The following is a 24,036-nucleotide window of genomic DNA, read 5'->3' on the forward strand; positions in this document are numbered from 1 at the left end:
CGGGCGGCGCTCAGGCTCCGGGGACGGGGTTGAGGACGTCCTCGAGGTCGGTGTCGGCGACGAGCACGTCACCCGAGTCGTCGAACGCGACGATCCGCAGCGCGCCGTCGACGATCGCGAAGTCGTGGCGCGAGCCGTTGCCGACCGTGATGCCCTGCGGCGGCAGCGCGTCCTCGCTCAGCGAGCGGAGGAGGCTCCCGATGACGGCTCCGTGGGTCGCCACGATCACGCGCGAGCCGGGGAAGCGCTCGGCGACCTCCAGGAGCGCCGCCGTCGCCCGCTCGACGACCTGAGGGCGCGTCTCGCAGCCCGGGACCCGCTGCCCCTCGATGCCGCCGGGGAACAGCTCGCGGAGATCCGCTGCGGTCATCCCCTCGGCCTCGCCGTAGGCGCGCTCGGCGAGCCCCGGGACGACCAGGGGCTCGTCGAGCCCGAGGCCGCGGGCGATGATCGCGCCGGTCTCGTAGGCCCGGCCCAGCGGGCTCGCGACCACCGCGTCCCACGGGCGCTCGCGCAGGAGGCGCGCCGCGGCCCTCGCCTGCGAGCGGCCGATCTCGTTCAGGGGGATGTCGCTCGCGCCCTGGATGCGGCGGGCGGCGTTCCAGTCGGTCTGCCCGTGTCGGACGAGGGTCAGCTGGGTCACGTGTGCCTTTCGAGTGGTCAGAGGGAGGGGAGGCGGTCCGCGAGGACGCGGAGGACCTCGCTCGTCCCACCGTCGATCTTGACGCTGGCGCGCGAATCGCCCTTGGTCGTGCCGCGGTTGACGATCACGATGGGCAGCTTGCCGCGGCGGGCGATCTCGAGGAAGCGGATCCCGGAGTTGACGACCAGCGAGGAGCCGGCCACCAGGAGCGCTTCGGCGCCGGCGACGATGGCCCGCGCCTCCTGGAACCGCTCGGTCGGGATGAACTCGCCGAAGAAGACGATGTCGGGCTTGAGGACGCCGCCGCAGACGGTGCACTCGGGAACGGTCATCGCCGACACGTCGTGCACCTCGGCGTCGCCGTCGGGGTTGAGGGAGGAGATGTCGGGGTCGTCGAGCCAGGGGTTGAGCGTCTCGATCCGCTCGGCGATCGCGTCGCGGGCGAAGTACTGCCCGCAGGTCATGCAGCGCACGCGGTCGGCGGAGCCGTGCAGATCGACGACGCGACGCGAGCCGGCACGCACGTGCAGCCCGTCGACGTTCTGCGTGACGACGCCCGTGAGCAGGCCCCGCTCCTCGAGCCGGGCGAGGGCCCGGTGGCCGTCGTTGGGGAGCGTCGCCGTGAAGCGGCGCCAGCCGAGCTGGCTGCCGGCCCAGTAGCGGCGGCGGTAGTCGGGATCGGCGACGAACTGCGAGTAGGTCATCGGCGTGCGGACGGGAGCGCCCGCCCCCCGGTAGTCGGGGATGCCCGAGTCCGTGCTCACGCCGGCTCCCGTGACGGCGGCGATGCGCCGACCGCCCAGGAGTTCGACGGCCTGCTCGATCGCGGCGGCTCGCGTGCCGTCGGCGACCGGTGTCGGACTCGACTCCATCCGCGCCTCCTGTCAGAGGGCCACCGCACGCGCGGAAGCCCCCAGACGACTTTAGTCGCGCCCCGTGCCCTAGGGTGCCGGGATGCCGATCGTGCACATCGCGGACCTGGACCACCCCCTCCTCGCGGACTACCACCGCCTCACCGACGTCGCGCTGCGCCGCGTGCTCGAGCCGGAGGGCGGGCTCTACATCGCGGAGTCCGCCAAGGTGATCGGGCGGGCGCTCGACGCCGGCCACCGGCCGCGCTCGGTGCTGGTGCAGGAGAAGCGGCTGCCGGATGCACAGGAGGTGCTCGAGCGCTTCCCCGACGTGCCCGTCTTCGTGGGCCCGGACGCGGTGATCGAGGAGCTGACCGGATTCCACCTGCACCGCGGCGCGCTCGCGTCCATGCACCGGCCGGCCCTCCCGCCGCTCGGCGCGCTGCTGGCGGAGGCGCGGCTCGTCGTGATCCTCGAGGACCTCGTCGACCACACGAACGTCGGCGCCGTCTTCCGCGCGGCGGCGGGGATGGGGGCCGACGCGGTCCTGGTCACTCCGCGCTGCGCCGACCCGCTGTACCGCCGCAGCGTCCGGGTGAGCATGGGCACGGTGCTGCAGGTGCCGTGGACGCGGACGCCGGAGTGGGGCGGCACCCGCGCGGAGCTGCTCGCGGCCGGCTTCTCGGTCGCCGCCCTCGCGCTGGCGCCCGACGCCGTGCCGCTCGACGAGTACGCGGACGAGCGACCGGAGCGCGTCGCCCTCGTGCTCGGTGCGGAGGGGGACGGCCTGTCGCGGGCGGCGCTGGACGCGGCGGACACCGTCGTCACCATCCCGATGCTGCACGGGGTCGACTCGCTCAACGTCGCCTCGGCGAGCGCGGTGGCGCTGTGGGCGCTCACGAGGCCGCCACGGGTCGCCCGTCCTACGATGGCCGGGTGACCTCCCCGACGAGACCCGACGCCTCGCCTCTCGACGTCTTCGGCCCGCTCGAGGGCGAGGCTCCGGCCGTGCGCCCCCGCCGCCGCCGTCCCGCCGCGATCGCCGCGGCCGTGGCCGGCGCGGTCCTGCTCAGCGCGGGCGGCGCCTACGGAGTGAACGCGGCGAGCGCCGAGCTGCCCGCGGCGAGCGCCGTCGTCGAGGCGCCCGCGGCCGTCACGGTCGACGCCCCGGTGCTCGCGTGGCCGTCGTACGGGTCCGGAGCCGTCGCCGCCGTGGGGTTGGACGGCACGGGCGAGGGCGGCGTGCTCGCGAGCTACGGCTCCGCCGATCCCGTGCCGACCGGGAGCATCGCCAAGGTGGTCACGGCGCTGGTGATCCTCGCCGCGAAGCCGATCGCCGACGGCACCGACGGCGAGACGATCACGTTCACGAGCGCCGACGTCGGCTACTACAACGACTCGGTGGCCGAGAACGGCTCGGTCGCCCCGGTCTCGGCCGGGCTCGAGCTGACGGAGCGCGAGGCGCTGACCGTGCTGATGCTGCCCTCCGCCAACAACTACGCGAAGTCGCTCGCGATCTGGGCCTACGGCTCGGAGGAGGCGTACCTGGCCGCGGCGCGCACCTGGCTCGACGGGCAGGGGCTCACCCGCACCGTGGTGACCGACACGAGCGGGCTCTCGCCCGACACGGTGAGCACCACCTCCGAGATGGTGCGCCTGGGCGAGCTGCTGGTGGCCGACCCGGTGCTGGCGCCGATCGTCGCCCTGCCGACCGCGGTCATCCCCGGCGTCGGCGAGGTGGAGAACACCAACACGCTGCTCGGGCGCGCGGGAGTGGACGGCATCAAGACCGGGACGACGGACGAGGCCGGTGCGTGCCTCCTGTTCTCGCTGGACACCGTCGTCGAGGGGCAGCCGATGACGCTGGTCGGCGTCGTGGTCGGAGCGCGGACGCATCCGCAGCTCGCCGCCGACATCGAGACACTCATCCCGACGGTCGAATCCGGGTTCCACTCGGTCGCGCTGACCGCCGAGGGCCAGGACTTCGGGTCGTACACCAGCGCGTGGGGCGAGTCGGCGGTCGCCGAGACCCCGGAGGCTCGATCGGTGCTCGTCTGGGGCGGCGTCTCGACGTCGACGACCGTCGCGCTGGACCCCGTCGAGACCGTCGCGGACGCCGAGCGGATCGGCACCGCGACCGTCGACGTGAACGGGACCCCGTACGAGCTGCCGCTCATCGCGGACGGGACGATCGAGGATCCGGGTCTCGGCTGGCGCCTCTCGCACCCGGCCGAGCTGTTCGGCTAGGGGCGGGCGTCGCCGACGGTGCGGATGCCCGCCGTGGCGATGTCCTCGGCGACCTGCTGGGGAGTCGCGTTGCCCTCGACCGCGGTCCCCGGGACGCTCGGGCGCAGGTACGGCTCCGCCGAGGGGCGCTTCGCCGTGATGAAGTCGCCCGACGACTGGTGCCGCACGCGGCGGACCACCCACGGCACGAGGTACTCGCGCGCCCACTGCAGATCCTCGGTGCGCGCGGTGCGCCAGGTCACGTCGTGCAGCGGCTCCGGAGCGAAGGGCTGCAGCGAGTTCTCGACGCCGAGCGCCTCGAGGACCATCCGGGCGACCTCGTGGTGCCCGTGCGGATTGAGGTGCAGGCGGTCCGGCGCCCACATCCGCGCGTCCTGGATCTCGTCCAGCGACCAGAGGTCGGCCACGATGCAGTCGTAGCGCTTCGCGAGGGCGCGGAGGTTCTCGTTGTAGATCGCGACCTTGCCGCGGATCCGGCTGAACACCGGTGAGAAGCCGACGTCGACACCGGTGAACAGGACCACGGTGGCGCCGCCCGAGCGCAGCCGCGCGAGCCCCGCCTCGAACCGCGCCGTGATGTCGTCGGGGTCCGTCCGCGGGCGGATGACGTCGTTGCCCCCGGCGGAGATCGTGATCAGGTCGGGCTTCAGGGCCAGGGCGGGTTCGATCTGCTCGTCCAGGATCTGCTGGAGCAGCCGGCCGCGGACCGCGAGATTGGCGTACGTGAAGTCGTCGTCGGTGCTCCCGAGGACCTCGGCGACCCGGTCGGCCCAGCCGCGGTGCCCACCCGGGCTCCCGGGCGCGGGGTCGCCGATGCCCTCGGTGAAGGAGTCGCCCAGGGCGACGAAGCGGGACCAGGTGTGAGGGGACTCGACCATCCCTCCATTCTGCTCCGGCCCGGGGCCGAGGGGATCCGCCGGGCGACCGATCGCGACACGCCGAGGCTGCCCCGGAGGGGCGCGGAGGCCGACCCGGTGTCGGTGCCGTCGCGTAGCCTTGGCCCACGTGAACAGTCCCTCGAGCTTCGGTCATCAGGTCGGCACCTCCGCGGCCGAGCACCTGTCCCCGTCGTTCCCGGGCCGGGCTCCGTGGGGCACCGCGAACAAGCTCCGCGCCTGGCAGGCGGAGGCGCTCGAGTCGTACTTCGAGCACGAGCCGCGCGACTTCCTCGCGGCCGCGACCCCGGGCGCCGGCAAGACGACCTTCGCCCTCCGGCTCGCCGCCGAGCTGCTGCACAACCGCACCGTCGACCGCATCACCGTCGTCGCTCCGACCGAGCACCTCAAGCGCCAGTGGGCCGAGGCGGCGCACCGGGTCGGCATCCGTCTCGACCCCACCTTCACCAACCGGATGGGCCGGCACGCCCGGCACTACCACGGTGTCGCGGTGACCTACGCCCAGGTGGCGGTCCGCGCCGAGCTGCACCGCGAGCTGACCCTCTCGGGGCGCACGCTCGTCATCCTCGACGAGGTGCACCACGCCGGCGACGCGATGAGCTGGGGCGACGCGGTCCGCGAGGCGTTCGAGCCCGCGGTGCGCCGGCTCTCGCTCACGGGGACGCCCTTCCGCTCCGACACGGCTCCCATCCCGTTCGTCAGCTACCTCGCCGACGAGGAGGGGATCCGCACCTCGCTCACCGACTACTCCTACGGCTACGGCCGTGCGCTCGCCGACGGCGTCGTGCGCCCGGTGCTGTTCATGGTCTACGCCGGCCAGATGCGCTGGAAGTCGAAGGCCGGCGACGAGATGGAGGCGCGCCTCGGCGAGGGCAACACCAAGGACATCACCTCGCAGGCGTGGCGGACGGCGCTCGACCCGAAGGGCGACTGGATCCCCTCGGTCCTGCGCGCCGCGAACACCCGGCTGACCGAGGTGCGGCGCGCGATCCCCGATGCGGGCGGGCTCGTGATCGCCACCGACCACTACACCGCGCGGGCCTACGCCGCGATGCTCCGCGAGATCAGCGGCGAACCCGTCACCGTCGTCCTCTCGGACGAGAAGGAGGCGAGCGACCGGATCGAGGGGTTCGCGAAGGACACCTCGCGCTGGATGGTCGCCGTCCGCATGGTGTCGGAGGGGGTCGACGTGCCGCGCCTGGCCGTGGGCGTCTATGCCACCTCCGCCTCCACCCCGCTGTTCTTCGCCCAGGCGATCGGCCGCTTCGTGCGGGCCCGGCGGCGCGGCGAGACCGCCTCGGTGTTCCTCCCCAACGTGCCGGGGCTGCTCGCGCTGGCGAGCACGATGGAGCTGCAGCGCGACCACGCGCTCGACCGCCGCTCCTCGGACGACGAGGAGTACCCCGAGGCCGATCTGATGGCCGACGCGGAGCGCAGCGAGAAGGCCTCCTCCGAGCTGCTGGAGGAGGGGCGGTTCGAATCGCTCGGCTCCGCGGCGACCTTCGACCGGGTCGTCTACGAGGGCGCCGAGTTCGGGATGGAGGTCGAGGTCGAGAGCGAGGAGGAGCTCGACTTCATCGGGCTGCCGGGGCTGCTCGAGCCCGACCAGGTGCGCGAGCTGCTGCAGCACCGGCAGCAGCGGCAGGCGAAGCGCGCCGGCGGGCGCACGGCGGCGCAGGCGGCTCCGGAGGCGAAGACGGCCGAGATCCCGGCGCCGCTCTACCGCACGCTCAAGGAGCAGCGCAGCCTGCTCAACTCCCTCGTCGGGCTCTGGGCCCGCAACACCGGCGAGACGCACGGCGCGGTGCACACCGAGCTCCGGCGCCTGTGCGGCGGGCCCGCGGTCGCCCAGGCGAGCGTGACCCAGCTCCAGGCGCGGATCGACCTCCTGCGCCGCCGGATGGGATCGCACTGACCGGACGGCACTACCGGATCCACTCGACGCGGCGCCAGCCCTCCCGCCGGGTGGAGGGCGGCCGTACTGTTCGAGCGTGACCTCCACCGCCGCGCCCGTCCGCTCGTGCGCGGGTGCCGGAGCGTGAGCGCAACCACCCCGGTGACCACGCAGGCGCCCCTCGCTAAGGTGGACAGTCGGTCCGTCGCGAAGGTGATGGACCATCACCCCCGACGTCGGGCATCCGCAGACCGCACGACGGCCTCTCCCGGAATGCCCGAGACCAGAACTCAGAGGAGTCTCGTGGAGACCTGGCCCGGAACCGCCTACCCCTTGGGCGCCACTTTCGACGGAAGCGGCACGAACTTCGCACTGTTCAGCGAGATCGCAGAGCGCGTCGAGCTGTGCCTCTTCGACGAGGACGGCACCGAGACCCGCGTCGACGTGCTCGAGTCGGACGCCTACGTCTGGCACTGCTACCTGCCGCAGGTGCAGCCCGGCCAGAAGTACGGCTACCGGATCCACGGCCCGTACGACCCGGCCGCCGGTCGTCGCTGCAACCCGAACAAGCTGCTGCTCGACCCCTACGCCAAGGCGGTCGCGGGCGAGATCGACTGGGACCAGTCGCTCTTCTCGTACACGTTCGGCGACCCCGACTCGATCAACGACGAGGACTCGGCGTCGCACATGATGATGGGCGTCGTCATCAACCCGTTCTTCGACTGGGCCGGTGACCGCCGCCCGCGCACCTCGTACGACAGCACCGTGATCTACGAGGCGCACGTCAAGGGCCTCACCAAGACGCACCCCGACATCCCGGAGGAGCTGCGCGGCACCTACGCCGGCGTCGCGCACCCCGCGGTCATCGCGCACCTCAAGCACCTGGGCATCACGGCGATCGAGCTGATGCCGGTCCACCAGTTCGTGAACGACTCCACGCTGATCGACAAGGGCCTCTCGAACTACTGGGGCTACAACACGATCGGCTTCTTCGCTCCGCAGAACACCTACTCGTCGACGGGCGACCAGGGCCAGCAGGTGCAGGAGTTCAAGAGCATGGTCAGGGCGCTGCACGCGGCCGGCATCGAGGTCATCCTCGACGTGGTCTACAACCACACGGCGGAGGGCAACCACCTCGGACCGTCGCTGTCCTTCCGCGGGATCGACAACGAGGCCTACTACCGCCTCGTCGACGACGACAAGCGCTACTACATGGACTACACGGGCACCGGCAACACGCTGAACGTCCGCCACCCCCACTCGCTGCAGCTGATCATGGACTCGCTGCGCTACTGGGTGACCGAGATGCGCGTCGACGGCTTCCGCTTCGACCTCGCCTCGGCCCTGGCCCGCGAGTTCTACGACGTCGACCGGCTGTCGACCTTCTTCGAGCTCGTGCAGCAGGACCCCGTGGTGTCGCAGGTCAAGCTCATCGCCGAGCCGTGGGACGTCGGACCCGGCGGCTACCAGGTCGGCAACTTCCCGCCCCAGTGGACCGAGTGGAACGGCAAGTACCGCGACACGGTCCGCGACTTCTGGCGCGGCGAGCCCTCGACGCTGGGCGAGTTCGCCTCCCGCCTGACCGGTTCGGCCGACCTCTACGCGCGCTCCGGCCGCCGCCCGGTCGCCTCGATCAACTTCGTCACCGCGCACGACGGCTTCACCCTCCGCGACCTCGTCTCGTACAACGAGAAGCACAACGACGCGAACGGCGAGGACGGCAACGACGGAGAGTCGCACAACCGCTCCTGGAACCACGGCGTCGAGGGTCCGACCGACGACGCCACGGTGCTCGGCCTCCGCGCCCGCCAGCAGCGCAACTTCCTCGCGACGATGCTCATCTCGCAGGGCGTGCCGATGATCCTGCACGGCGACGAGCTCGGCCGCACGCAGAACGGCAACAACAACACCTACGCGCAGGACAGCGAGCTGACCTGGATCGACTGGGCGAGCGCCGACCGCCCCCTGCTCGAGTTCACCGCTGCGCTCATCCGCCTGCGGGCCGAGCACCCGACCTTCCGCCGCGGGCGCTTCTTCGACGGGCGCCCCGTGCTGCGCGGCTCCGGCGAGCCCCTGCCCGACATCGTCTGGTTCAAGGCCGACGGCACCGAGATGACGCCGTCGGACTGGGACTCGGGCCTGGACCGCTCGGTCGGCATCTACCTCAACGGCAACGGGATCCGCGAACGCGACGAGCGCGGCCAGGCCGTGATGGACGACAGCTTCCTCCTCTACTTCAACGCCGACGACGTCGACGTCGAGTTCACGATCCCGAGCGACGAGTACGCGCTCGAGTGGGCCGTCCTCGTCGACACCGCAGGAGCGGAGGCCGATTCGATCCCGCGACCGGCCGGCGCGATCCTGACGGTGCAGGCGAAGTCGCTCGTGATCCTCCAGGAGCACAGTGCCCCCGAGCCCGAGGTCGACCACTCGGTCGCCGCGTCGCTCGCCTCGCAGGCCGCCACCTCGGCGATCCCGATCATCACCACCACCGGCCACACGAGCCCCCACGCGGAGTCGACCGACGCCGCCACTGCCCCCTCGACAGGAGACTGACGTGCGACTGCCCGCTTCGACCTACCGACTCCAGATCCGCTCCGGCTTCGATCTCGACGAGGCGGCGCAGATCGCCGACTACGTGCGCTCGCTCGGCGCCGACTGGCTCTACTTCTCGCCGCTGCTGACCGCCGAGCCCGGATCGGACCACGGCTACGACGTCGTCGACCACGATGCCGTCGACCCCGCTCGCGGCGGAGCCGAGGGGCTCGCGCACGCCTCGGCCGCGGCTCGCAAGGAGGGGCTCGGCGTCCTGATCGACATCGTGCCCAACCACATGGGCGTCGCGACTCCGGTCGAGAACGCGTGGTGGTGGGATCTGCTGAAGCACGGGCGGTCGTCGCGGTACTCGACCGCGTTCGACATCGACTGGGAGGCGGGCGGCGGCCGCCTGCGCGTGCCGATCCTCGGCGACGGGGCGGCGGAGGGCGACAGCGACTCCGAGCTCGACGCGCTGGAGGTCGTCGGCGACGAACTGCACTACTACGAGAACCGGCTGCCGATCGCCCCCGGGACCGCCGAGCCCGGCGACTCCGGCCGCACGGTGCACGCGCGGCAGAGCTACGAGCTCGTCAACTGGCGCCGGGCCGACGCCGAGCTCAACTACCGGCGCTTCTTCGCCGTGAACACGCTCGCCGCGATCACGGTCGAGCGCCCCGAGGTGTTCGACGCGTCGCACCGCGAGATCGTCCGCTGGTTCACCGAGGGACTCGCCGACGGCCTCCGGGTCGACCACCCGGACGGACTCGCCGACCCGGGCGGATACCTCGACGACCTGGCGCGCGCCATCGGCGGCGCGCCGGTCTGGGTCGAGAAGATCCTCGAGGGCGACGAGCAGCTGCCCGCGCACTGGGCGACCGTCGGCACGACCGGGTACGACGCGCTGGCCGACGTGGACCGCATCCTCGTCGACCCGGACGCGCGTCCCGTGCTCGAAGGCCTCGACGCGGAGCTCGGCGGCGGCGGATCGCCGGTCGTCTGGGCCGACCTCATCCACGACACGAAGCGCGGGATCGCCGACGGCATCCTCCGCTCCGAGGTGCTCCGGCTCGCCCGCCTGATCCCCGAGGTCGACGGAGCCGACGACGCCCTCGCGGAGCTGCTCGCGACCTTCCCCGTCTACCGCAGCTACCTCCCGGTGGGTGCGGAGCACCTCGAGCACGCTCGACGCGACGCCGTGCACCGCCGTCCCGAGATCGCGCCGGTCATCGACCGCGTCGCGGAGCTCCTCGGCGAGACCGGGACCCCGGTCTCGGTGCGGTTCCAGCAGACCTCGGGGATGGTCATGGCCAAGGGCGTCGAGGACACGGCGTTCTACCGCTACAGCCGGCTCACGTCGCTGAACGAGGTCGGCGCCGACCCCGACGAGTTCTCGATCGAGCTCGACGAGTTCCACCGCCGCCAGTCCGTCCGCCAGGCCTCCTTCCCCGCCTCGCTGACGACGCTCTCGACGCACGACACCAAGCGCGGCGAGGACACCCGCGCGCGCATCACCGCGCTGGCCGAGGACCCCGAGGCGTGGGCGGAGACCCTCCGTTCGCTGCACGAGCTGGTCGGCTTCGGCGACGGACCGATCGAGCACCTGCTCTGGGAGGCCGTCGTCGGCACCTGGCCCGCGACCCGCGAGCGTCTGCACGCGTACGCCGAGAAGGCGTCGCGCGAGGCCGACAGCTCGACGCACTGGACGGCGCCGGACGAGGCGTTCGAGAAGCGGATGCACGCGGCGATCGATGCGGCCTTCGACGAGCCGGCCGTGCGCCGCCTCGTCGAGGAGACGGTCGCGCGGGTGCAGGCGGCCGGATGGTCGAACGGACTCGCGGCGAAGCTGGTGCAGCTGACGGCCCCCGGCATCCCCGACGTGTACCAGGGCAGCGAGCTCTGGGAGACCTCGCTCGTCGATCCCGACAACCGGCGCCCGGTCGACTTCGCCGAGCGGCGCGCGCTGCTCGAGCGGATCGACGGCGGCTGGCTGCCTCCGATCGATCAGGAGGGAGCGGCCAAGCTGCTCGTCACGTCGCGTGCCCTCCGGCTGCGCCGCGACCGGCCTGAGCTGTTCACCCGCTACGTCCCGGTCTCGGTCGTCGGTCCGGCCTCCGATCACGCGATCGCCTTCGACCGCGGCGGCGCGGTGACGGTCGCGACGAGGCTCCCCGCGGGCCTGGCCTCGGCCGGCGGCTGGGACGACACCGTGATCGTCCTGCCCGGGCACCCGGTCGAGGACGTCCTGACCGGACGCACCTTCGCGGGCGGTCCGACGCCGGTCGCCGAGATCCTCGCCGATCTCCCGGTCGCCCTCCTCGCCCCGGTCGTCTGACCGGCGCATCCTCCCCGTTCCTCTCTCGATCGACTCTGGAGACACCCGTGACCAGCACGACTCCCTACCGCTACGCCCTGCCCACGACGGGGCCCGAGCGCTTCGACGTGTGGGCGCCCGACGCCTCCTCGGTCGAGCTCGTGATCGGCGGCGGCTCCGCCGTGCCGATGGCGGCGACCGGCGACGGCGGCTGGTGGCGCGTGTCGGGCACCGTCGCGGCGACCGGTGAGGTCGACTACGGCTACCGGATCGACGGGTCGGGCCCCTTCCCCGACCCGAGGTCGCGACGTCAGCCGAGCGGCGTGCACGAGCTGTCGCGCACCTTCGACCCGGCGGACCACGAGTGGGGCGATGCGGGCTGGACCGGACGCCAGCTCGCGGGTGCCGTGATCTACGAGCTGCACATCGGCACCTTCACGCCCGAGGGGACGCTCGACGCCGCGGCCGGCAAGCTCGAGCACCTGCGGTCGATCGGCGTCGACTTCGTCGAGATCCTGCCGGTCAACGCGGTGAACGGGACGCATAACTGGGGCTATGACGGAGTGCTCTGGTACGCCGTGCACGAGCCGTACGGCGGACCGGAGGCGTACCAGCGCTTCGTCGACGCGGCGCACCGCGCGGGCATCGGCGTGGTCCAGGACGTGGTCTACAACCACCTCGGACCGAGCGGGAACTACCTCCCCGAGTTCGGTCCGTACCTCAAGAGCGAGAAGGCCAACACCTGGGGCAGCTCGATCAACCTCGACGGCTCGGGAGCCGACGTCGTGCGCGGCTACATCATCGACAACGCGCTGATGTGGCTCCGCGACTACCACGTCGACGCCCTGCGGCTCGACGCGGTGCACGCCCTCTCGGACGAGAGCGCCGTGCACGTGCTCGAGGAGATGGCGGCCGAGGTCGCCGTGCTGTCGGCGCACGTCGGGCGCCCCCTGACGCTGATCGCGGAGTCCGACCTCAACGACCCGAAGCTGATCACGCCGCGCGAGGCGGGCGGCTACGGCCTCGACGCCCAGTGGAGCGACGACTTCCACCACGCCGTGCACGTGGCGCTCACCGGAGAGACGACGGGCTACTACGAGGACTTCGCCCCGCTCGGCGCTCTGGCGAAGGTGCTGACGCGCGGCTTCTTCCACGACGGCACGCTCTCGACCTTCCGCGGCCGTCACCACGGCCGCCCCGTCGACGTGGAGCACATGCCGGCCTGGAGGCTCGTCGTCTGCAGCCAGAACCACGACCAGATCGGCAACCGCGCCATCGGCGACCGCCTGACCGCGACCCTCGACGAGGGCCGGCTGGCGATCGCCGCGGCGCTGACGCTGCTCGGCCCCTTCACGCCGATGCTGTTCATGGGCGAGGAGTGGGCCGCCTCGACGCCGTGGCAGTTCTTCACCTCGCACCCCGAGAAGGATCTGGGCGAGGCCACGGCCAAGGGCCGCATCGAGGAGTTCGCGCGGATGGGGTGGGACCCGGAGGTCGTCCCCGACCCGCAGGACCCCGAGACCTTCACCCGCTCGCGTCTCGACTGGTCGGAGGTCGAGGAGGGCCGCCACGCGCGGATCCTGGACGTGTACCGCGAGCTCGCCGCGCTCCGCCGCCGCTTCCCCGAGCTGACCGATCCGCGCTTCGGCTCGGTCCGGGTCTCCCTCGACGAGGAGCAGCGCTGGCTGACGCTCGGCCGCGGCCGTGTGACGATCGCGATCAACGTGGGTGACGCCGCGGCGCGGGTCCCGCTGCCCGAGGTGGCGGAGTCGCTGCTCGGCGTGGGCGAGTACGCCGTGCAGCCGGGGGACACCGAGGTCGACCTCGGCGCCTCCTCGCTGCTGATCACCCTGGCCGCATCCGCCTGAGGCGCGGACGCCGGCACCGCTGCCGTCACCGCGCCGCCGCCCCGTACTCTCCCGCCGCGATGATCCGCACCCCCTCGTCGTGCACGAGCAGGAGGGCGCGGAGGGGGATGGCGCGGCGGTGGCAGGCGGCGGCGAGGTGACGGGCCAGCACCCGGTCGGACTCGCCGAGGAAGGCCCTCCCGGGGCGTTCGAGGGCGAAGGCGAGCGCGCCGACGTCCTGGTGGGCGACGGCCTTCGCGAGCGTCGCGACGATGCGCTCGGTCCTCTCCTCGTCGGGGTGCACGGGCAGCCCGTCGACCGGGTAGAGGATCGGCAGCTGGTAGCCCTCCCGGTCGAGGAAGAGCGGCCAGAGGGCCCTGCGGTAGGCGGGCCCGATCAGCGAGGAGACGCGGTCGCGCAGCTCGCGATCCTCGACGAGGGGCGCATCGAGCGGGGCGGTGGGGACGTGATCGGTGTGCGTCATGGTGTCGCTTCCTCGTGGGTCGAGCGGTGGTCGGTGCGGTCGTCGGTGCGGCCGTGGCGTGCGAGCGGTCATCGGAAGTTGCGGGAGGTGGTGCGGGCGCCGACCGTGAGCGCCTCGAAGCGGTCGGCGAGGAGGTTGGTCACTCCCTCGTCCGAGCGCTCGAGGATCCCTCTGACGAGCAGAGCGGGCGCCTCCCTGGCGGTGCGCCGGTAGCGGTTCCATACTCCGACGGAGCAGATCACGTTGAGGATCCCGTGCTCGTCCTCGAGGTTCATGAAGGTCACTCCGCCGGCTGTGGAGGGACGTTGACGGTGGATGACGACCCCGCCGACCTCCACGCGGGTGCCGGAGGGGGTGCCGGGGAGGTCCGCCGTGGAGCGGGATCCGCGATCGCGCAGACTCGCTCGCAGGTGCCGGAGGGGGTGGTCGTCGGGGGAGATCCCCGTGGCCCAGAAGTCGAAGACGACGCGCTCCTGCGCCGAGAGCATCGGGAGCAGGGGAGGCTGCACGGCGACCACGGAGTCGGGCAGGAACTCCTCGCGGTCGGCCGATGCGGTCCCCGCCTCCCACAGCGCCTGGCGCCGGTCGAGTCCGAGCGAGTCGAACGCCCCCGCCGCCCCGAGCGCCTCGAGCTGGCTCGCGGTGAGGCCCGCTCGTCGTGAGAGATCGGCCATGCTCGCGTACGGACCGCCGCGCTGCCGTTCGGCGACGACGTGCTCGGCGAGCGCCGCTCCGATGCCCTTCACCTCGGCGAGCCCCAGCCGCACCAGGAACCCGCCGTCCCGGCGGTGGTCGTCGGTGTCGAACGGCTCGGAGCGGTCGAAGAGGCCCGTCGGCGGCTGGTCCTGCGCGAGGCAGTCGTCGTGACCGAGTGGTGCGCCGTTCCGGCGGGGGGAGGGCCCGTCGGCGATCGCTTCGAGACCGGGGTGGGAGAGCGACAGGTTGACGTCGGGGGAGCCGATGCGCACTCCGTGCCGACGGGCGTCCGCGACCAGCGTGTGCGGCGCGTAGAAGCCCATCGGCTGCGCGCGCAGCAGCGCGGCGGTGAAGGCGGCCGGGTAGTGCAGGCGCAGCCAGGCGCTGGCGTAGACGAGCAGCGCGAAGCTGATCGCGTGGCTCTCGGCGAAGCCGAAGTTGGCGAACGCCTGGATCCGTCGGTAGATGTCGTCCGCGACCTCGCCGGTGATCCCGTTGCGCTCCATGCCCTCGTAGAGGCGTCCGCGCAGGGTCTCGATCTTCTCCGTTCCCCGTTTGGAGCCCATGGCACGGCGGAGCAGGTCGGCGTCCTCCGCGCTGCAGTCGCCGACCGCGACCGCGACCTGCATCAGCTGCTCCTGGAACAGCGGCACCCCGAGGGTGCGCTTGAGGGGCGTGACGAGGAGGGGGTGCTGGTAGGTGACCGGCTCCTCGCCGAGCTTGCGCCGGATGTAGGGGTGCACCGCGCCGCCCTGGATGGGACCGGGGCGGATCAGGGCGACCTCGATCACCAGGTCGTAGAAGCGCCGTGGCTGGAGTCGGGGGAGCGTGCCCATCTGGGCCCGGCTCTCGACCTGGAACACTCCGATGGAGTCGGCCCGGCAGAGCTGGTCGTACACGCCCTTCTCCTCGCGCGGGATCGTCGAGAGGTCCCACTTCTCGCCCACGTGCTCGGCGACGAGGTCGAAGGTGTACTGGAGGGCGGCGAGCATCCCGAGGCCCAGGAGGTCGAACTTGACGAGCCCCATCCAGGCGCAGTCGTCCTTGTCCCACTGCAGGACCGTCCGCTTCTCCATCCGCGCGGGCTCGATCGGGCACACCTCGCCGACGGGCCGGTCGGTGAGCACCATCCCGCCCGAGTGGATGCCCAGGTGGCGGGGCGCCCCGAGGACGCGGGTGGACAGGGCCACGACGTCGTCCGGGATGTCGTGGTCGGCGCTGCTCTCGGTGATCGCCCCCCACCTCTCCACCTGCTTCGACCAGCCGTCCTGCTGCCCGGCGCTGTAGCCGAGCGCCTTCGCCATGTCGCGCACCGCGAACTTGGGGCGGTAGGTGATCACGTTCGCCACCTGGGCGGCGTTCAGCCGGCCGTACTTCTCGTAGACGTGCTGGATGACCTCCTCGCGCCGCTCGGAGTCGAAGTCGACGTCGATGTCGGGCTCCTCGTCGCGGATGCTCGAGAGGAAGCGCTCGAAGGGGAGGTCGTAGAAGATCGAGTCCACCGCCGTGATGCCCAGGACGTAGCAGACCGCGGAGTTGGCGGCGGATCCCCGCCCCTGGCAGAGGATCCCCCTGCCCTTGGCGAAGTGGACGATGTCGTGCACGATCAGGAAGTAGCCGGGGAAGTCCTTGGCCTCGATGACCGCGAGCTCCTTCTCGAGGCGGTCGAGCACATCGGAGTCGGCCCGGGGGTACTTCCGGGGCACGGCCTCGCGCACCAGCTCGCGCAGCCAGCTCATCGGGGTGTGCCCCTCGGGGACCTCCTGCCGGGGCAGCCGGGGCCGCACCCGGCTCAGCTCGAAGGCGATCTCGTCCGCGACGCGGACCGTGTTCTCGACCGCCCCGGGATAGCGGGCGAAGCGCTCGGCCATCTCGGCTCCGGAGCGCAGGTGCGCGCCCCCGGCGGCGGGGAGCCAGCCGTCCATCTCGTCCAGGCTCCGCCGGGCGCGGACGGCCGCCAGGGCGGTCTGCAGCGGGCGGTCCTCCGGGCGGGCGTAGTGCACGTTCCCGGTGGCGACGACGCGGAGGCGGAGGCGGCCGGCGATCTCGGCGAGGAGGTCGTTGTGCAGCGAGGCGAGCGGATCGCCGTGGTCGACGAGCTCCACGAGGACGTTGGAGGCGCCGAACAGGCGCACCAGCTCGCGCACCTCGTCCTCGGCCGCCCTCGCCCCCTCGGAGACGAGGGCCTGGCGCACTCGGCCCTTCCGGCATCCGGTGAGCACGATCCAGTGCCCGTCGGCCGCACGTGCGAGCTCGTCGAGGTCGTAGCTCGGCTTGCCCTTCTCCGCTCCGGCGAGCTGGGCGGTCGTGATCGCCCGGGCCAGCCGGTGGTAGCCCTCCTCGCGGCGGGCCAGGACGAGCAGGTGCGATCCCTCCGGGTCGGCGACGCCGTTCTGCGGGGCGCGCAGCCCGAGCGAGAGCTCGGCGCCGAACGCGGTCCGCACCTCGTTGCCGAGGGCTCTCTGCCCCTGCGCCGCCTCCGCCATCCGCACGATGCCGTAGAGGCCGTCGTGATCGGTCAGGGCGAGGGTGTCGATCCCGAGGCGGACCGCCTCCTCGATCAGCTGCTCCGGGCGGCTGGCGCCGTCGAGGAAGCTGAAGTGGGAGTGGGCGTGCAGCTCGGCGTAGGGGACCTTCTCGTCGGGCGCCGTGACGTCGTCGCCGGGGGAGTAGGCGCCGCGCTTGTGCGACCAGGCCGGGCTGTCGCCGCCGTCGCCGCGGACCACGGTGCCGTCGGAGCGGCGCCCGGTGGACAGGCGCCGTTCGAACTCCGACCAGGGGATCGGCGGGTTGTTCCAGCCCATGGGGCTCCTTCGTCGGGATCGGGAGTGCGGGTGGGTCAGTCGTAGCGGGCCTCGGCCGCCCACTCGCCGTCGAGGCAGAGCAGCAGCCAGGCGACGCCTCCGGAGTCGACCACCTGGAAGCGGTCGTAGCGGACGGCCGTGCGCGCGTCCCACCACCGCTCGTCGATCGGCCAGGGGCCGGCCCAGCCCGTCACCGGCTCGAGCCGGGCCTGCGAGCTGCCGGGGGTGAAGTAGGCGGGGACGGAGGTGAGGGTGCCGCGGTCGTCGACCGAGACCGGTTCGCCGCGCGGGCCGCGCACCAGGACCGCCGCCGGCTCGGGGAAGACCGTGGGCGGCAGCGGCGGCGGGAGCGAGCCCGGCCACGGCAGGCCGCGCGGGCGGGCGTCACCCGGCTCGCGGTCGCCCCACGGGACCAGGTGCTGGCGGTCGCGCAGGGCCCGCCCGCCGCCGACCGACGCGGTGAGCACCGCCTCGTGGCCCAGCACGCTCTGCACCCGGCTCAGACCGTGGTGCACGCGTTCTTCGGGAGCCGTGCCCCACAGCCCCTGCTCGTGGTGGCCGATCGCGTCGACGGCCTCCGGCTCGACGTGGATGCGGGAGATGGGGGAGCGCAGCCCCGCGTCGATCGCGCCGCTGCCCTGCAGCTGCCAGCGCACGCGGTCGAGGACGTCGGCGGGCGTGAACCAGCGCGGGTGCAGCCAGCTCCGCGACGAGAGCTCTCCTCGATCGCTGGTGACCTCGATCCGGATCGCCGTGGCGACCAGCATCGAGCGGGTCAGTCCGTCCACGAACTCCTCGGCGGGGACGCGGAACGCGAAGGCCGCCTGGTCGATCCGATCGAGCGGCGGCTCGAACTCGAGCGCTCTGTCGAGGCGCTCGGGAGGCAGCCGGGGGACCACCGTCTCGGTCTCGGCGCCCGAGGCCAGGAGGTGCGCGCGGGCTCCGTCCGGGCCGAACCTGGCCGTCACGTCCTCTCGCGGCAGGCCGGCGAAGGCGCCGAGCGTCCGCACTCCGAGTCGACGCAGGAGGGTCACCAGGTCCTCTCCTCTGACGGGGGCTCGCGAGCGCATCGCGACGGCCTCCGTCTCGAGGGCGTCGAGGGGGAGGGGGGAGAGGAAGCCCGCGGTCTCGCCGGCCGGCACGATGGCGACGGGCTCGCCGGAGTGCTTCGCCGCGAGCTCGGAGGCGAAGAGCCCGTCGGCGATCCCGATGCGCGCCCGCGCCACTCCCAGCTCGGCGAGCCGGCGCAGCACCGCCTCCGCCGCGGACCGCTCGCTCCCGTAGTACCGCCGCGGCCCTCTGGCCCTGATCGCGCAGAGTCCGGGACGGATCAGCTGGACACCCGGAGTGATCTCCTCGAGCGCCTGGACGAGAGGCTCGAAGGCGCGGTGGTCGAGCACCGGATCGTAGGGCAGGACCGTGAGGCCCGTGCAGCGCGACTGCGCCTCGCGGATCCGCATCCCCCGGCGCACACCCTCGGCACGGGCCGAGGGCGAGCAGGCGAAGACCCGGCTCTTCTCGGTCAGGACCAGCGGGGCCTCCGCGGCGAGACCGGCGTCGGCGGCCGCCGCGAGCAGGGGCCAGTCGGGGCACCAGACCAGGATGGTCCGGCGCAGCTCGGGGGTGCTCGTCATCTCACACCGCCCGCTCGTGCAGGCGCGAGCGCTCGTGGAGGACCCCGAAGGACCCGCCCGTGCCCGGCATGCTCATCCGCACCGTGCGCACCCGCGTCCCCGCGCGGCCGACGACGTCGACGAGCGCCTCGCGGGAGCGGAGGTAGCCGTGCCCGGAGCCCAGGCCCTCCCACCGGCTGCTGCGCAGGCTGAGCCGCGCCTCGGCCTGGGGCCACTCGCCGAGGACGACGAGGGCGGCCCCCCGCTGCCTCAGCCGGGCGCCCAGCCGGGAGACGTCGGCCGAGGACACGGAGGCGGGCGGACGGGTGAGGACGACCGTCAGGACGTCGACCAGCGCCGCGGTGACGGTGAGCCAGTGCTCGGCCGGCGAGGGCACGAGGACCAGCCTCTCGAGATCGATGCCGATGCCGGCCGCCGCCTCGGCCCCGAACTCGGGCACGCCGACGACCCCGCACCAGGCGCCCTCGGCGGAGGGGCCGGCGAGCAGCCCCATCGCGAGGCTCATCGAGCCCTCGACCGAGTAGGCCGCGCCCTGCTTCAGCGAGCCGCCGGGGAGGGCCGCGGCGAACGCCGGCAGGGTCGCCAGGCTCTTCGTCTCGAGCGTGGTCGCCTGCATGTCGCGGATCCGCGACTGCAGCTCCTTCACCGACGCGAGCTGCCGCAGAAGGGGTTCTGCGGCCTCGGTCGTCCCTGCGGAGAGGGGGCGGGAAGGGGTACTCATCTGCCCATGTTCGAACATGTGTTCGAGTATGTCAATCGCCACCGACATCGCGGCGGGTCGTGCTCCGAACCGCGGGAGAACCCCGTTCCGCGGCCCTGTGGAGGAGCGTTCCCGACCGGTGCGGGGCGGCCCCCGAGCCCCCCTCTCCCGGAGGGGAGACCCCCTCTAGAGAGTGAGCCCGTGACCGAAGCGGAACAGCGGATCCGCCGTGTCGAACGGCACGTCGGGGCGCCGAGCCTCCGCCGCGGCCATCGACCGCGGAAGGTCCATCGGCAGCCTGCCACGTGCCTCCGACATCCCGAACACCACGTCGAGCAGGGCCGCCCCCGAGGCGCCGAAGTCGCCCAGAAGCGCGGCGACCGTCCCGGCGAACGGCGTCAGGATCGCCGGCCGGTCCAGGAACACGTCGACGACAGTGGGGACCCTCCCCGCCACCGACACGACGTGCTCCACCACCTCCGCAGGGAAGTCGAGCGACCCCGCGTGGAAGAAGTTCTCGAACGCCGTCGCCCGCTGCTCGAACGGGGCCTGGAGCCGGATCACCGCGAGGTCGGCCTCCTCCGGTGAGTCGACGACCGTCCCGTAGGACGCGGCCACCGCCTCGTCCAGCCCCTCCACGTACAGCCGCAGCCCGCGCTGCGCCGGGAGAACGCTGTCGTGCGCCAGCACGGTGATCGCCGCGCGCTGAGCCTCCTCGCCCGCCGCCCGGAACTCCGCCGATCCGACGACGGACTCCGCGGCCGCGGGGTCGACCGCCCGCTGGTCGAACAGCCCCAGCACGAACTTCTCGCGCAGCAGCCGGCGCGCCGAGACGTCGAGCCGCTCCTCGCTGATCGCCCCCTCCTCGACCAGCGCGACCAGCACCTCGGGGATCGCCTCGCCGCCGAACTGGTCGACTCCCGCCTCGATCGCCTTCCGCATCCGCTCGGGCACCGACAGGTGCTCGACGCCCCAGGCGCGCGCGGGGTGGAGGTCGCCCATGATGTGCGCGTCCGAGAGGAGGCCCCAGTCGGTGCAGACGATCCCGTCGAACCCGAACCGCTCGCGCAGCAGCCCCGTGATCACCGATCGGTTGAAGCCGAAGCCGACCTCCTCGAGCGGCGTCCCGACGGGCATCCCGTAGTACGGCATGATCTGGCTCGTACCGGCCTCGAACGCCCGCTCGAACGGCCGGAGGTGGTACTCGGCGTTGCCGCCGGGGTAGACCTGCTCGCGGCCGTAGGCGAAGTGCGGGTCCTCTCCGTCCTTCTGCGGTCCGCCGCCGGGGAAGTGCTTGGTCATCGTCGCCACCGACTCCGATCCGAGCACCTCGCCCTGGAAGCCGCGGATGTACGCCGCCCCGAGCCGTCCGGTGAGCTCGGCGTCCTCGCCGAAGGTGCCCACCTGCCTGGCCCAGCGCGACTCGGTGGCGAGGTCGATCTGCGGGTGCAGCGCGACGCGAAGCCCCACGGCCAGGTACTCCCGGCGGGCGATGTCGCCGAAGCGCCTCACCAGCTCCTCGTCGCCGATCGCGCCGAGGCCGAGCGGCTCCGGCCACTGCGAGAACGCGGCCGCCTGAGCGCCCGTCCCCGGGTTGTCGGTGAAGGAGTGCCGCGGGTCGGTCGACAGGGTCACCGGGATGCCGAGGCGGGTGCTCGAGGCGAGCTCCTGCAGGCGGTTGTGCCACTCGGCGATCTCGCGCGCCGTCGCGCTCCCGCCGCCCAGGAGGTTGAAGTGGGTCATCCGCTTCTCGAGCACCATCGACGAGGTCGAGGGCAGACCGAAGGCCCCGTCGGCCTCGGCCAGCGCGCCGCCCTCGCCCATCACGATCATGGTCTGGAAGAAGAGGCCCGCCTTCTCCTCCACGGTCATCTGCGCGAGGAGGATCTCGACCCGCTCCTCCACCGGGCGGAGCGCGTCGAGGTAGCGGCGGTCGACGTTCGCGGGAGTTGACGACGGTGTCACGGGAGGTCCTTCCGAAGGGGGAGCCCTCTTCGGCTCCTCTCGCAGGCTACCCGCAGAAACCGATCAACAGTAGGTAATCATCGCTCCTGCCGTGCCCGAGCGCGCCTCTACCATGGGAGCCATGCCCGACGCCCTGCCCGATTCCGCCGAGCCCTCGACCGACTCCCGGAGGCGGACCCTCGTGGTCAAGATGGGCTCCAGCTCGGTGACGAAGCAGTCCGGCCCGGATCCCGTGCTGCTGGCGAGCGCTCTCGAGAGCGCGTTCGCCGCTCGCGCCGCCGGCTGGGACGTGGTCCTCGTCTCCTCCGGGGCCGTCTCGTCGGGGCGGGCCCTCTTCGCCCGCTCGCAGGACGCCCCGATCAGCCCCCGCCTCGCGGCCGCCGTCGGTCAGACCGTCCTGATGGGCTTCTACCGCTCGGTGGCGGAGCTCTCGGGCTCCCTCGTCGCGCAGATCCTGATCGGCGAGTCCGATCTCGCGTCCCCGTCGCAGATGGCGCACGTGGCGGAGGCGATCCGCCACGCTCTCGACGCCGGCGTCGTCCCCGTGGTCAACGGCAACGACACCATCGACTCGGCCGGCTCCGACAACGACGGCGTGGCCGGCGCTCTGGCCATGCTCCTCGGCGCCGACCTGCTCCTGCTGCTCACCGATGTGCCGGGCGTCTTCGCCGGGAGCATCGCCGAGGGCGTCCACCTCGACGAGCTGGGCATCGCCGAGCTGCGCGGCATCGGCGTCCAGAAGGGCGGCACCGGCCGCGGCGGGATCCGCTCGAAGCTCCGGGCGGCCGAGCTGGCCGCGCACAACGGCGTCTCGACCCGGATCGCCGGCTCCCGCACACCCGAGGTGATCCTGAGCGCGCTGAGCGACCCGGGCCCCGGCACCCTCGTCCGCGCGGTCCACGCGCATCCCGTCGTCGAGCAGCGCTGGATCTCCGGAGTCGCGACCGCCCGCGGACGCGTCGAGATCAACCTCGAGGCCGAGCGCAGCATCGACGCCGGCTCGAGCCTGTTCGCCTCGGGGATCAAGCGCGTCTCGGGCGACTTCGTCGGCGGGGACGTCATCGAGGTGCGCGCACTCAGCGGCGAGCTCCTCGCCCGGGGGGTCTCCCGCGTCTCGTCCCGTCTCCTGACCCTGGTCCGGGCCCTGCGGGTCGACGAGATCGCGCGCGTGTTCGTCGCCGTCCTGGCCCATGCCGCCGATCCGGGATCGGCGTCCGGGCCGTCCGCGGGCGAACGGCCCCAGCTCGCACGGGCGCTGGAGTACGCGCACGCCCTCTCGTTCGAGCACGCCCGCGCGGTCGCGATGGAGATCGTCGGACTGTTCCCCGCCGAGAGCATCTCGGCCCTGCTCGGTCAGGGGTCGGAGGAGGCGGCGCTGGTCGAGCGCTACACGCGGCTGGTGCGCACCCTCGCGATCATCGGGAACGAGCAGCTCTCGGTCTTCCGGGGCTGACGAAGCCCGCGGGCACTTCGCGCCACTTTGGCGGTGCATTCCGCGCCACTGCGTCATCGTCGACGGTTCTGCGTGTCTCCCTGGGGACGGCGCCGCTGACGGGCGCCCCGATGGATCGGATCACCATGAGCACCTCCGCCCGCACCACCCGCCACCCGAACGAGGACCGGATCTCCGCCGAGACCTTCGAGTCGGACCGTCTCGCCCACCGACTCGAGCTCCTCGAGGAGTCGATCGCCGAGGGGGAGCGCACCCTGCGCGGTTTCGTCGATCCCCGCTCCGGCGAGGTCGTCCCGCCCGCCCGCGGCGGGCATCGCGAGCAGGTGCTCAGCAACCTCGCCGTCGAGCGGGCCCTCGCCGAGCGGATCCGGAGGGCGGATCCCCTCCGGACGTGACGACGCCGGATGCGGCACGATGGGGCGATGGCCACCATCACCGTCGCTGGGAACGCTCAGCACTTCCTGCCCGCCGAGCGAGGCACCGTCCGTCTCGAGATCCGGCGCGAGTCGCGGTCGCGGTCGCAGGCGCTGTCCGAGGTGACCTCGGTGCACGCGAGGGTCCGCGAGGAGGCGGTCGCCGAGCAGGCGGCGGGTGTCGCGACCTGGTGGTCCGCCGACCAGGTCTCCGTCTCGACGGTGCACCGCTACCTCAAGGACTCCGACGTCACCGAGCTCTTCCACGTCGCCGCGGCGAGCGTCCGGGTGAAGTACCGCGACTTCGACGCGCTCGGACGCTGGGTGGCGTCGGTGTCGGAGCTGCCGGGTGTGGTGGTGTCGGGTGTCGACTGGGACGTGACGGCCGCGCATCGGGCGACGGCCGAGCGCGAGGTCCGGATCGCGGCGGTGCGCGACGCCCGTGAGCGCGCCGCGGCCTACGCCTCCGCACTCGGCCTCGGCGAGATCCGTGTGCTGACGCTCTTCGAGCCCGGCCTCCGGCCGCACACCCGCAGCGAAGGGGGCTCCGCCCTGATGAGCCGAGCGGCGAAGTTCGGCGGTCAGGAGGAGCCCCTCGCCCTCAAGCCGGAGGACATCGAGGTCTCGGCGTCTGTCTCCGCCGACTTCGAGGCGGTCTGA

General features: G+C 72.7%; 17 protein-coding genes. 9 read left to right on the top strand and 8 right to left on the bottom strand.

Going from position 1 to position 24,036, the window contains the following annotated elements; all coding sequences use genetic code 11:
- Positions 1-10 precede the first annotated feature (10 nt).
- Positions 11-643, bottom strand: a complete 633-nt coding sequence (locus tag GSU68_RS08650) for a histidine phosphatase family protein (protein WP_159907296.1) — start codon at positions 641-643, stop codon at positions 11-13.
- 17 nt (positions 644-660) lie between these two features.
- Complete coding sequence (locus GSU68_RS08655) at positions 661-1,515, bottom strand: Sir2 family NAD-dependent protein deacetylase (protein WP_159907298.1); 855 nt, start codon at positions 1,513-1,515, stop codon at positions 661-663.
- Positions 1,516-1,597: 82 nt separating this feature from the next.
- Here GSU68_RS08655 and GSU68_RS08660 point away from each other — a divergent pair, with 82 nt between their 5' ends.
- Complete coding sequence (locus tag GSU68_RS08660; protein ID WP_159907300.1) at positions 1,598-2,434, top strand: RNA methyltransferase; 837 nt, start codon at positions 1,598-1,600, stop codon at positions 2,432-2,434.
- On the top strand, positions 2,431-3,741 hold the full coding sequence (locus GSU68_RS08665; protein ID WP_159907302.1) for a D-alanyl-D-alanine carboxypeptidase: 1,311 nt from the start codon (positions 2,431-2,433) through the stop codon (positions 3,739-3,741). Before GSU68_RS08660 ends, GSU68_RS08665 begins: the two co-directional genes overlap by 4 nt.
- Here the strand turns inward: GSU68_RS08665 and GSU68_RS08670 are convergent.
- Entirely contained in the window at positions 3,738-4,619 is an 882-nt protein-coding gene (locus GSU68_RS08670; RefSeq protein ID WP_159907304.1) for an SGNH/GDSL hydrolase family protein, read from the bottom strand. The two genes, GSU68_RS08665 and GSU68_RS08670, sit on opposite strands and share 4 nt — an antisense overlap.
- A gap of 127 nt (positions 4,620-4,746) precedes the next feature.
- On the opposite strand from GSU68_RS08670, the gene GSU68_RS08675 reads away from it, so the two are divergent.
- The 4 genes from GSU68_RS08675 to treZ all read left to right on the top strand — a co-directional run bounded on the left by GSU68_RS08675 (position 4,747) and on the right by treZ (position 13,248).
- Positions 4,747-6,552 carry a DEAD/DEAH box helicase gene (locus tag GSU68_RS08675; protein WP_159907306.1) on the top strand — a complete coding sequence of 602 codons (1,806 nt, stop codon included), beginning with the start codon at positions 4,747-4,749 and terminating at the stop codon, positions 6,550-6,552.
- Positions 6,553-6,834: 282 nt separating this feature from the next.
- Positions 6,835-9,087 carry a glycogen debranching protein GlgX gene (gene glgX / locus GSU68_RS08680; RefSeq protein WP_159907308.1) on the top strand — a complete coding sequence of 751 codons (2,253 nt, stop codon included), beginning with the start codon at positions 6,835-6,837 and terminating at the stop codon, positions 9,085-9,087.
- Position 9,088: 1 nt separating this feature from the next.
- The gene (gene treY / locus GSU68_RS08685; RefSeq protein WP_159907310.1) at positions 9,089-11,401 is read left to right on the top strand and encodes a malto-oligosyltrehalose synthase; all 2,313 of its coding nucleotides are present in this window, start codon (positions 9,089-9,091) and stop codon (positions 11,399-11,401) included.
- Between the two features lie 47 nt (positions 11,402-11,448).
- On the top strand, positions 11,449-13,248 hold the full coding sequence (gene treZ / locus GSU68_RS08690; protein WP_244259437.1) for a malto-oligosyltrehalose trehalohydrolase: 1,800 nt from the start codon (positions 11,449-11,451) through the stop codon (positions 13,246-13,248).
- A gap of 25 nt (positions 13,249-13,273) precedes the next feature.
- Here treZ and GSU68_RS08695 read toward each other — a convergent pair whose 3' ends face one another.
- The 5 genes from GSU68_RS08695 to GSU68_RS08715 all read right to left on the bottom strand — a co-directional run bounded on the left by GSU68_RS08695 (position 13,274) and on the right by GSU68_RS08715 (position 21,510).
- Positions 13,274-13,711: a hypothetical protein gene (locus tag GSU68_RS08695; protein WP_159907312.1), complete on the bottom strand. Its 438-nt coding sequence runs from the start codon at positions 13,709-13,711 to the stop codon at positions 13,274-13,276.
- Between the two features lie 68 nt (positions 13,712-13,779).
- Positions 13,780-17,211 carry an error-prone DNA polymerase gene (locus tag GSU68_RS08700; protein ID WP_159907314.1) on the bottom strand — a complete coding sequence of 1,144 codons (3,432 nt, stop codon included), beginning with the start codon at positions 17,209-17,211 and terminating at the stop codon, positions 13,780-13,782.
- A 35-nt stretch (positions 17,212-17,246) separates the two neighbouring features.
- The gene (locus tag GSU68_RS08705) at positions 17,247-18,845 is read right to left on the bottom strand and encodes a DNA polymerase Y family protein (RefSeq protein WP_159907316.1); all 1,599 of its coding nucleotides are present in this window, start codon (positions 18,843-18,845) and stop codon (positions 17,247-17,249) included.
- A 1-nt stretch (position 18,846) separates the two neighbouring features.
- The gene (locus GSU68_RS08710; RefSeq protein WP_159907318.1) at positions 18,847-19,566 is read right to left on the bottom strand and encodes a hypothetical protein; all 720 of its coding nucleotides are present in this window, start codon (positions 19,564-19,566) and stop codon (positions 18,847-18,849) included.
- A 165-nt stretch (positions 19,567-19,731) separates the two neighbouring features.
- Positions 19,732-21,510, bottom strand: a complete 1,779-nt coding sequence (locus GSU68_RS08715) for a glycoside hydrolase family 3 N-terminal domain-containing protein (protein WP_159907320.1) — start codon at positions 21,508-21,510, stop codon at positions 19,732-19,734.
- Between the two features lie 121 nt (positions 21,511-21,631).
- Here GSU68_RS08715 and proB point away from each other — a divergent pair, with 121 nt between their 5' ends.
- The 3 genes from proB to GSU68_RS08730 all read left to right on the top strand — a co-directional run bounded on the left by proB (position 21,632) and on the right by GSU68_RS08730 (position 24,036).
- On the top strand, positions 21,632-22,963 hold the full coding sequence (proB, locus tag GSU68_RS08720; protein WP_159907322.1) for a glutamate 5-kinase: 1,332 nt from the start codon (positions 21,632-21,634) through the stop codon (positions 22,961-22,963).
- A 125-nt stretch (positions 22,964-23,088) separates the two neighbouring features.
- Positions 23,089-23,358 carry a hypothetical protein gene (locus GSU68_RS08725; RefSeq protein ID WP_159907324.1) on the top strand — a complete coding sequence of 90 codons (270 nt, stop codon included), beginning with the start codon at positions 23,089-23,091 and terminating at the stop codon, positions 23,356-23,358.
- Between the two features lie 27 nt (positions 23,359-23,385).
- A complete protein-coding gene (locus GSU68_RS08730; RefSeq protein WP_159907326.1) occupies positions 23,386-24,036 on the top strand; it encodes an SIMPL domain-containing protein in 651 nt (216 codons plus the stop codon).

The organism is Rathayibacter sp. VKM Ac-2759, from assembly GCF_009834225.1.
In the GTDB taxonomy this organism is placed as follows: Bacteria; Actinomycetota; Actinomycetes; order Actinomycetales; family Microbacteriaceae; genus Rathayibacter.

Bases quoted from the DNA above. Each gene is read 5' to 3' on its own strand.
- GSU68_RS08700 (WP_159907314.1), bottom strand. From the start codon at position 17,211: ATGGGCTGGAACAACCCGCCGATCCCCTGGTCGGAGTTCGAACGGCGC.
- GSU68_RS08730 (WP_159907326.1), top strand. From the start codon at position 23,386: ATGGCCACCATCACCGTCGCTGGGAACGCTCAGCACTTCCTGCCCGCC.
- GSU68_RS08705 (WP_159907316.1), bottom strand. From the start codon at position 18,845: ATGACGAGCACCCCCGAGCTGCGCCGGACCATCCTGGTCTGGTGCCCC.
- proB (WP_159907322.1), top strand. From the start codon at position 21,632: ATGCCCGACGCCCTGCCCGATTCCGCCGAGCCCTCGACCGACTCCCGG.
- GSU68_RS08655 (WP_159907298.1), bottom strand. From the start codon at position 1,515: ATGGAGTCGAGTCCGACACCGGTCGCCGACGGCACGCGAGCCGCCGCG.
- GSU68_RS08725 (WP_159907324.1), top strand. From the start codon at position 23,089: ATGAGCACCTCCGCCCGCACCACCCGCCACCCGAACGAGGACCGGATC.
- GSU68_RS08695 (WP_159907312.1), bottom strand. From the start codon at position 13,711: ATGACGCACACCGATCACGTCCCCACCGCCCCGCTCGATGCGCCCCTC.
- GSU68_RS08710 (WP_159907318.1), bottom strand. From the start codon at position 19,566: ATGAGTACCCCTTCCCGCCCCCTCTCCGCAGGGACGACCGAGGCCGCA.
- GSU68_RS08660 (WP_159907300.1), top strand. From the start codon at position 1,598: ATGCCGATCGTGCACATCGCGGACCTGGACCACCCCCTCCTCGCGGAC.
- GSU68_RS08670 (WP_159907304.1), bottom strand. From the start codon at position 4,619: ATGGTCGAGTCCCCTCACACCTGGTCCCGCTTCGTCGCCCTGGGCGAC.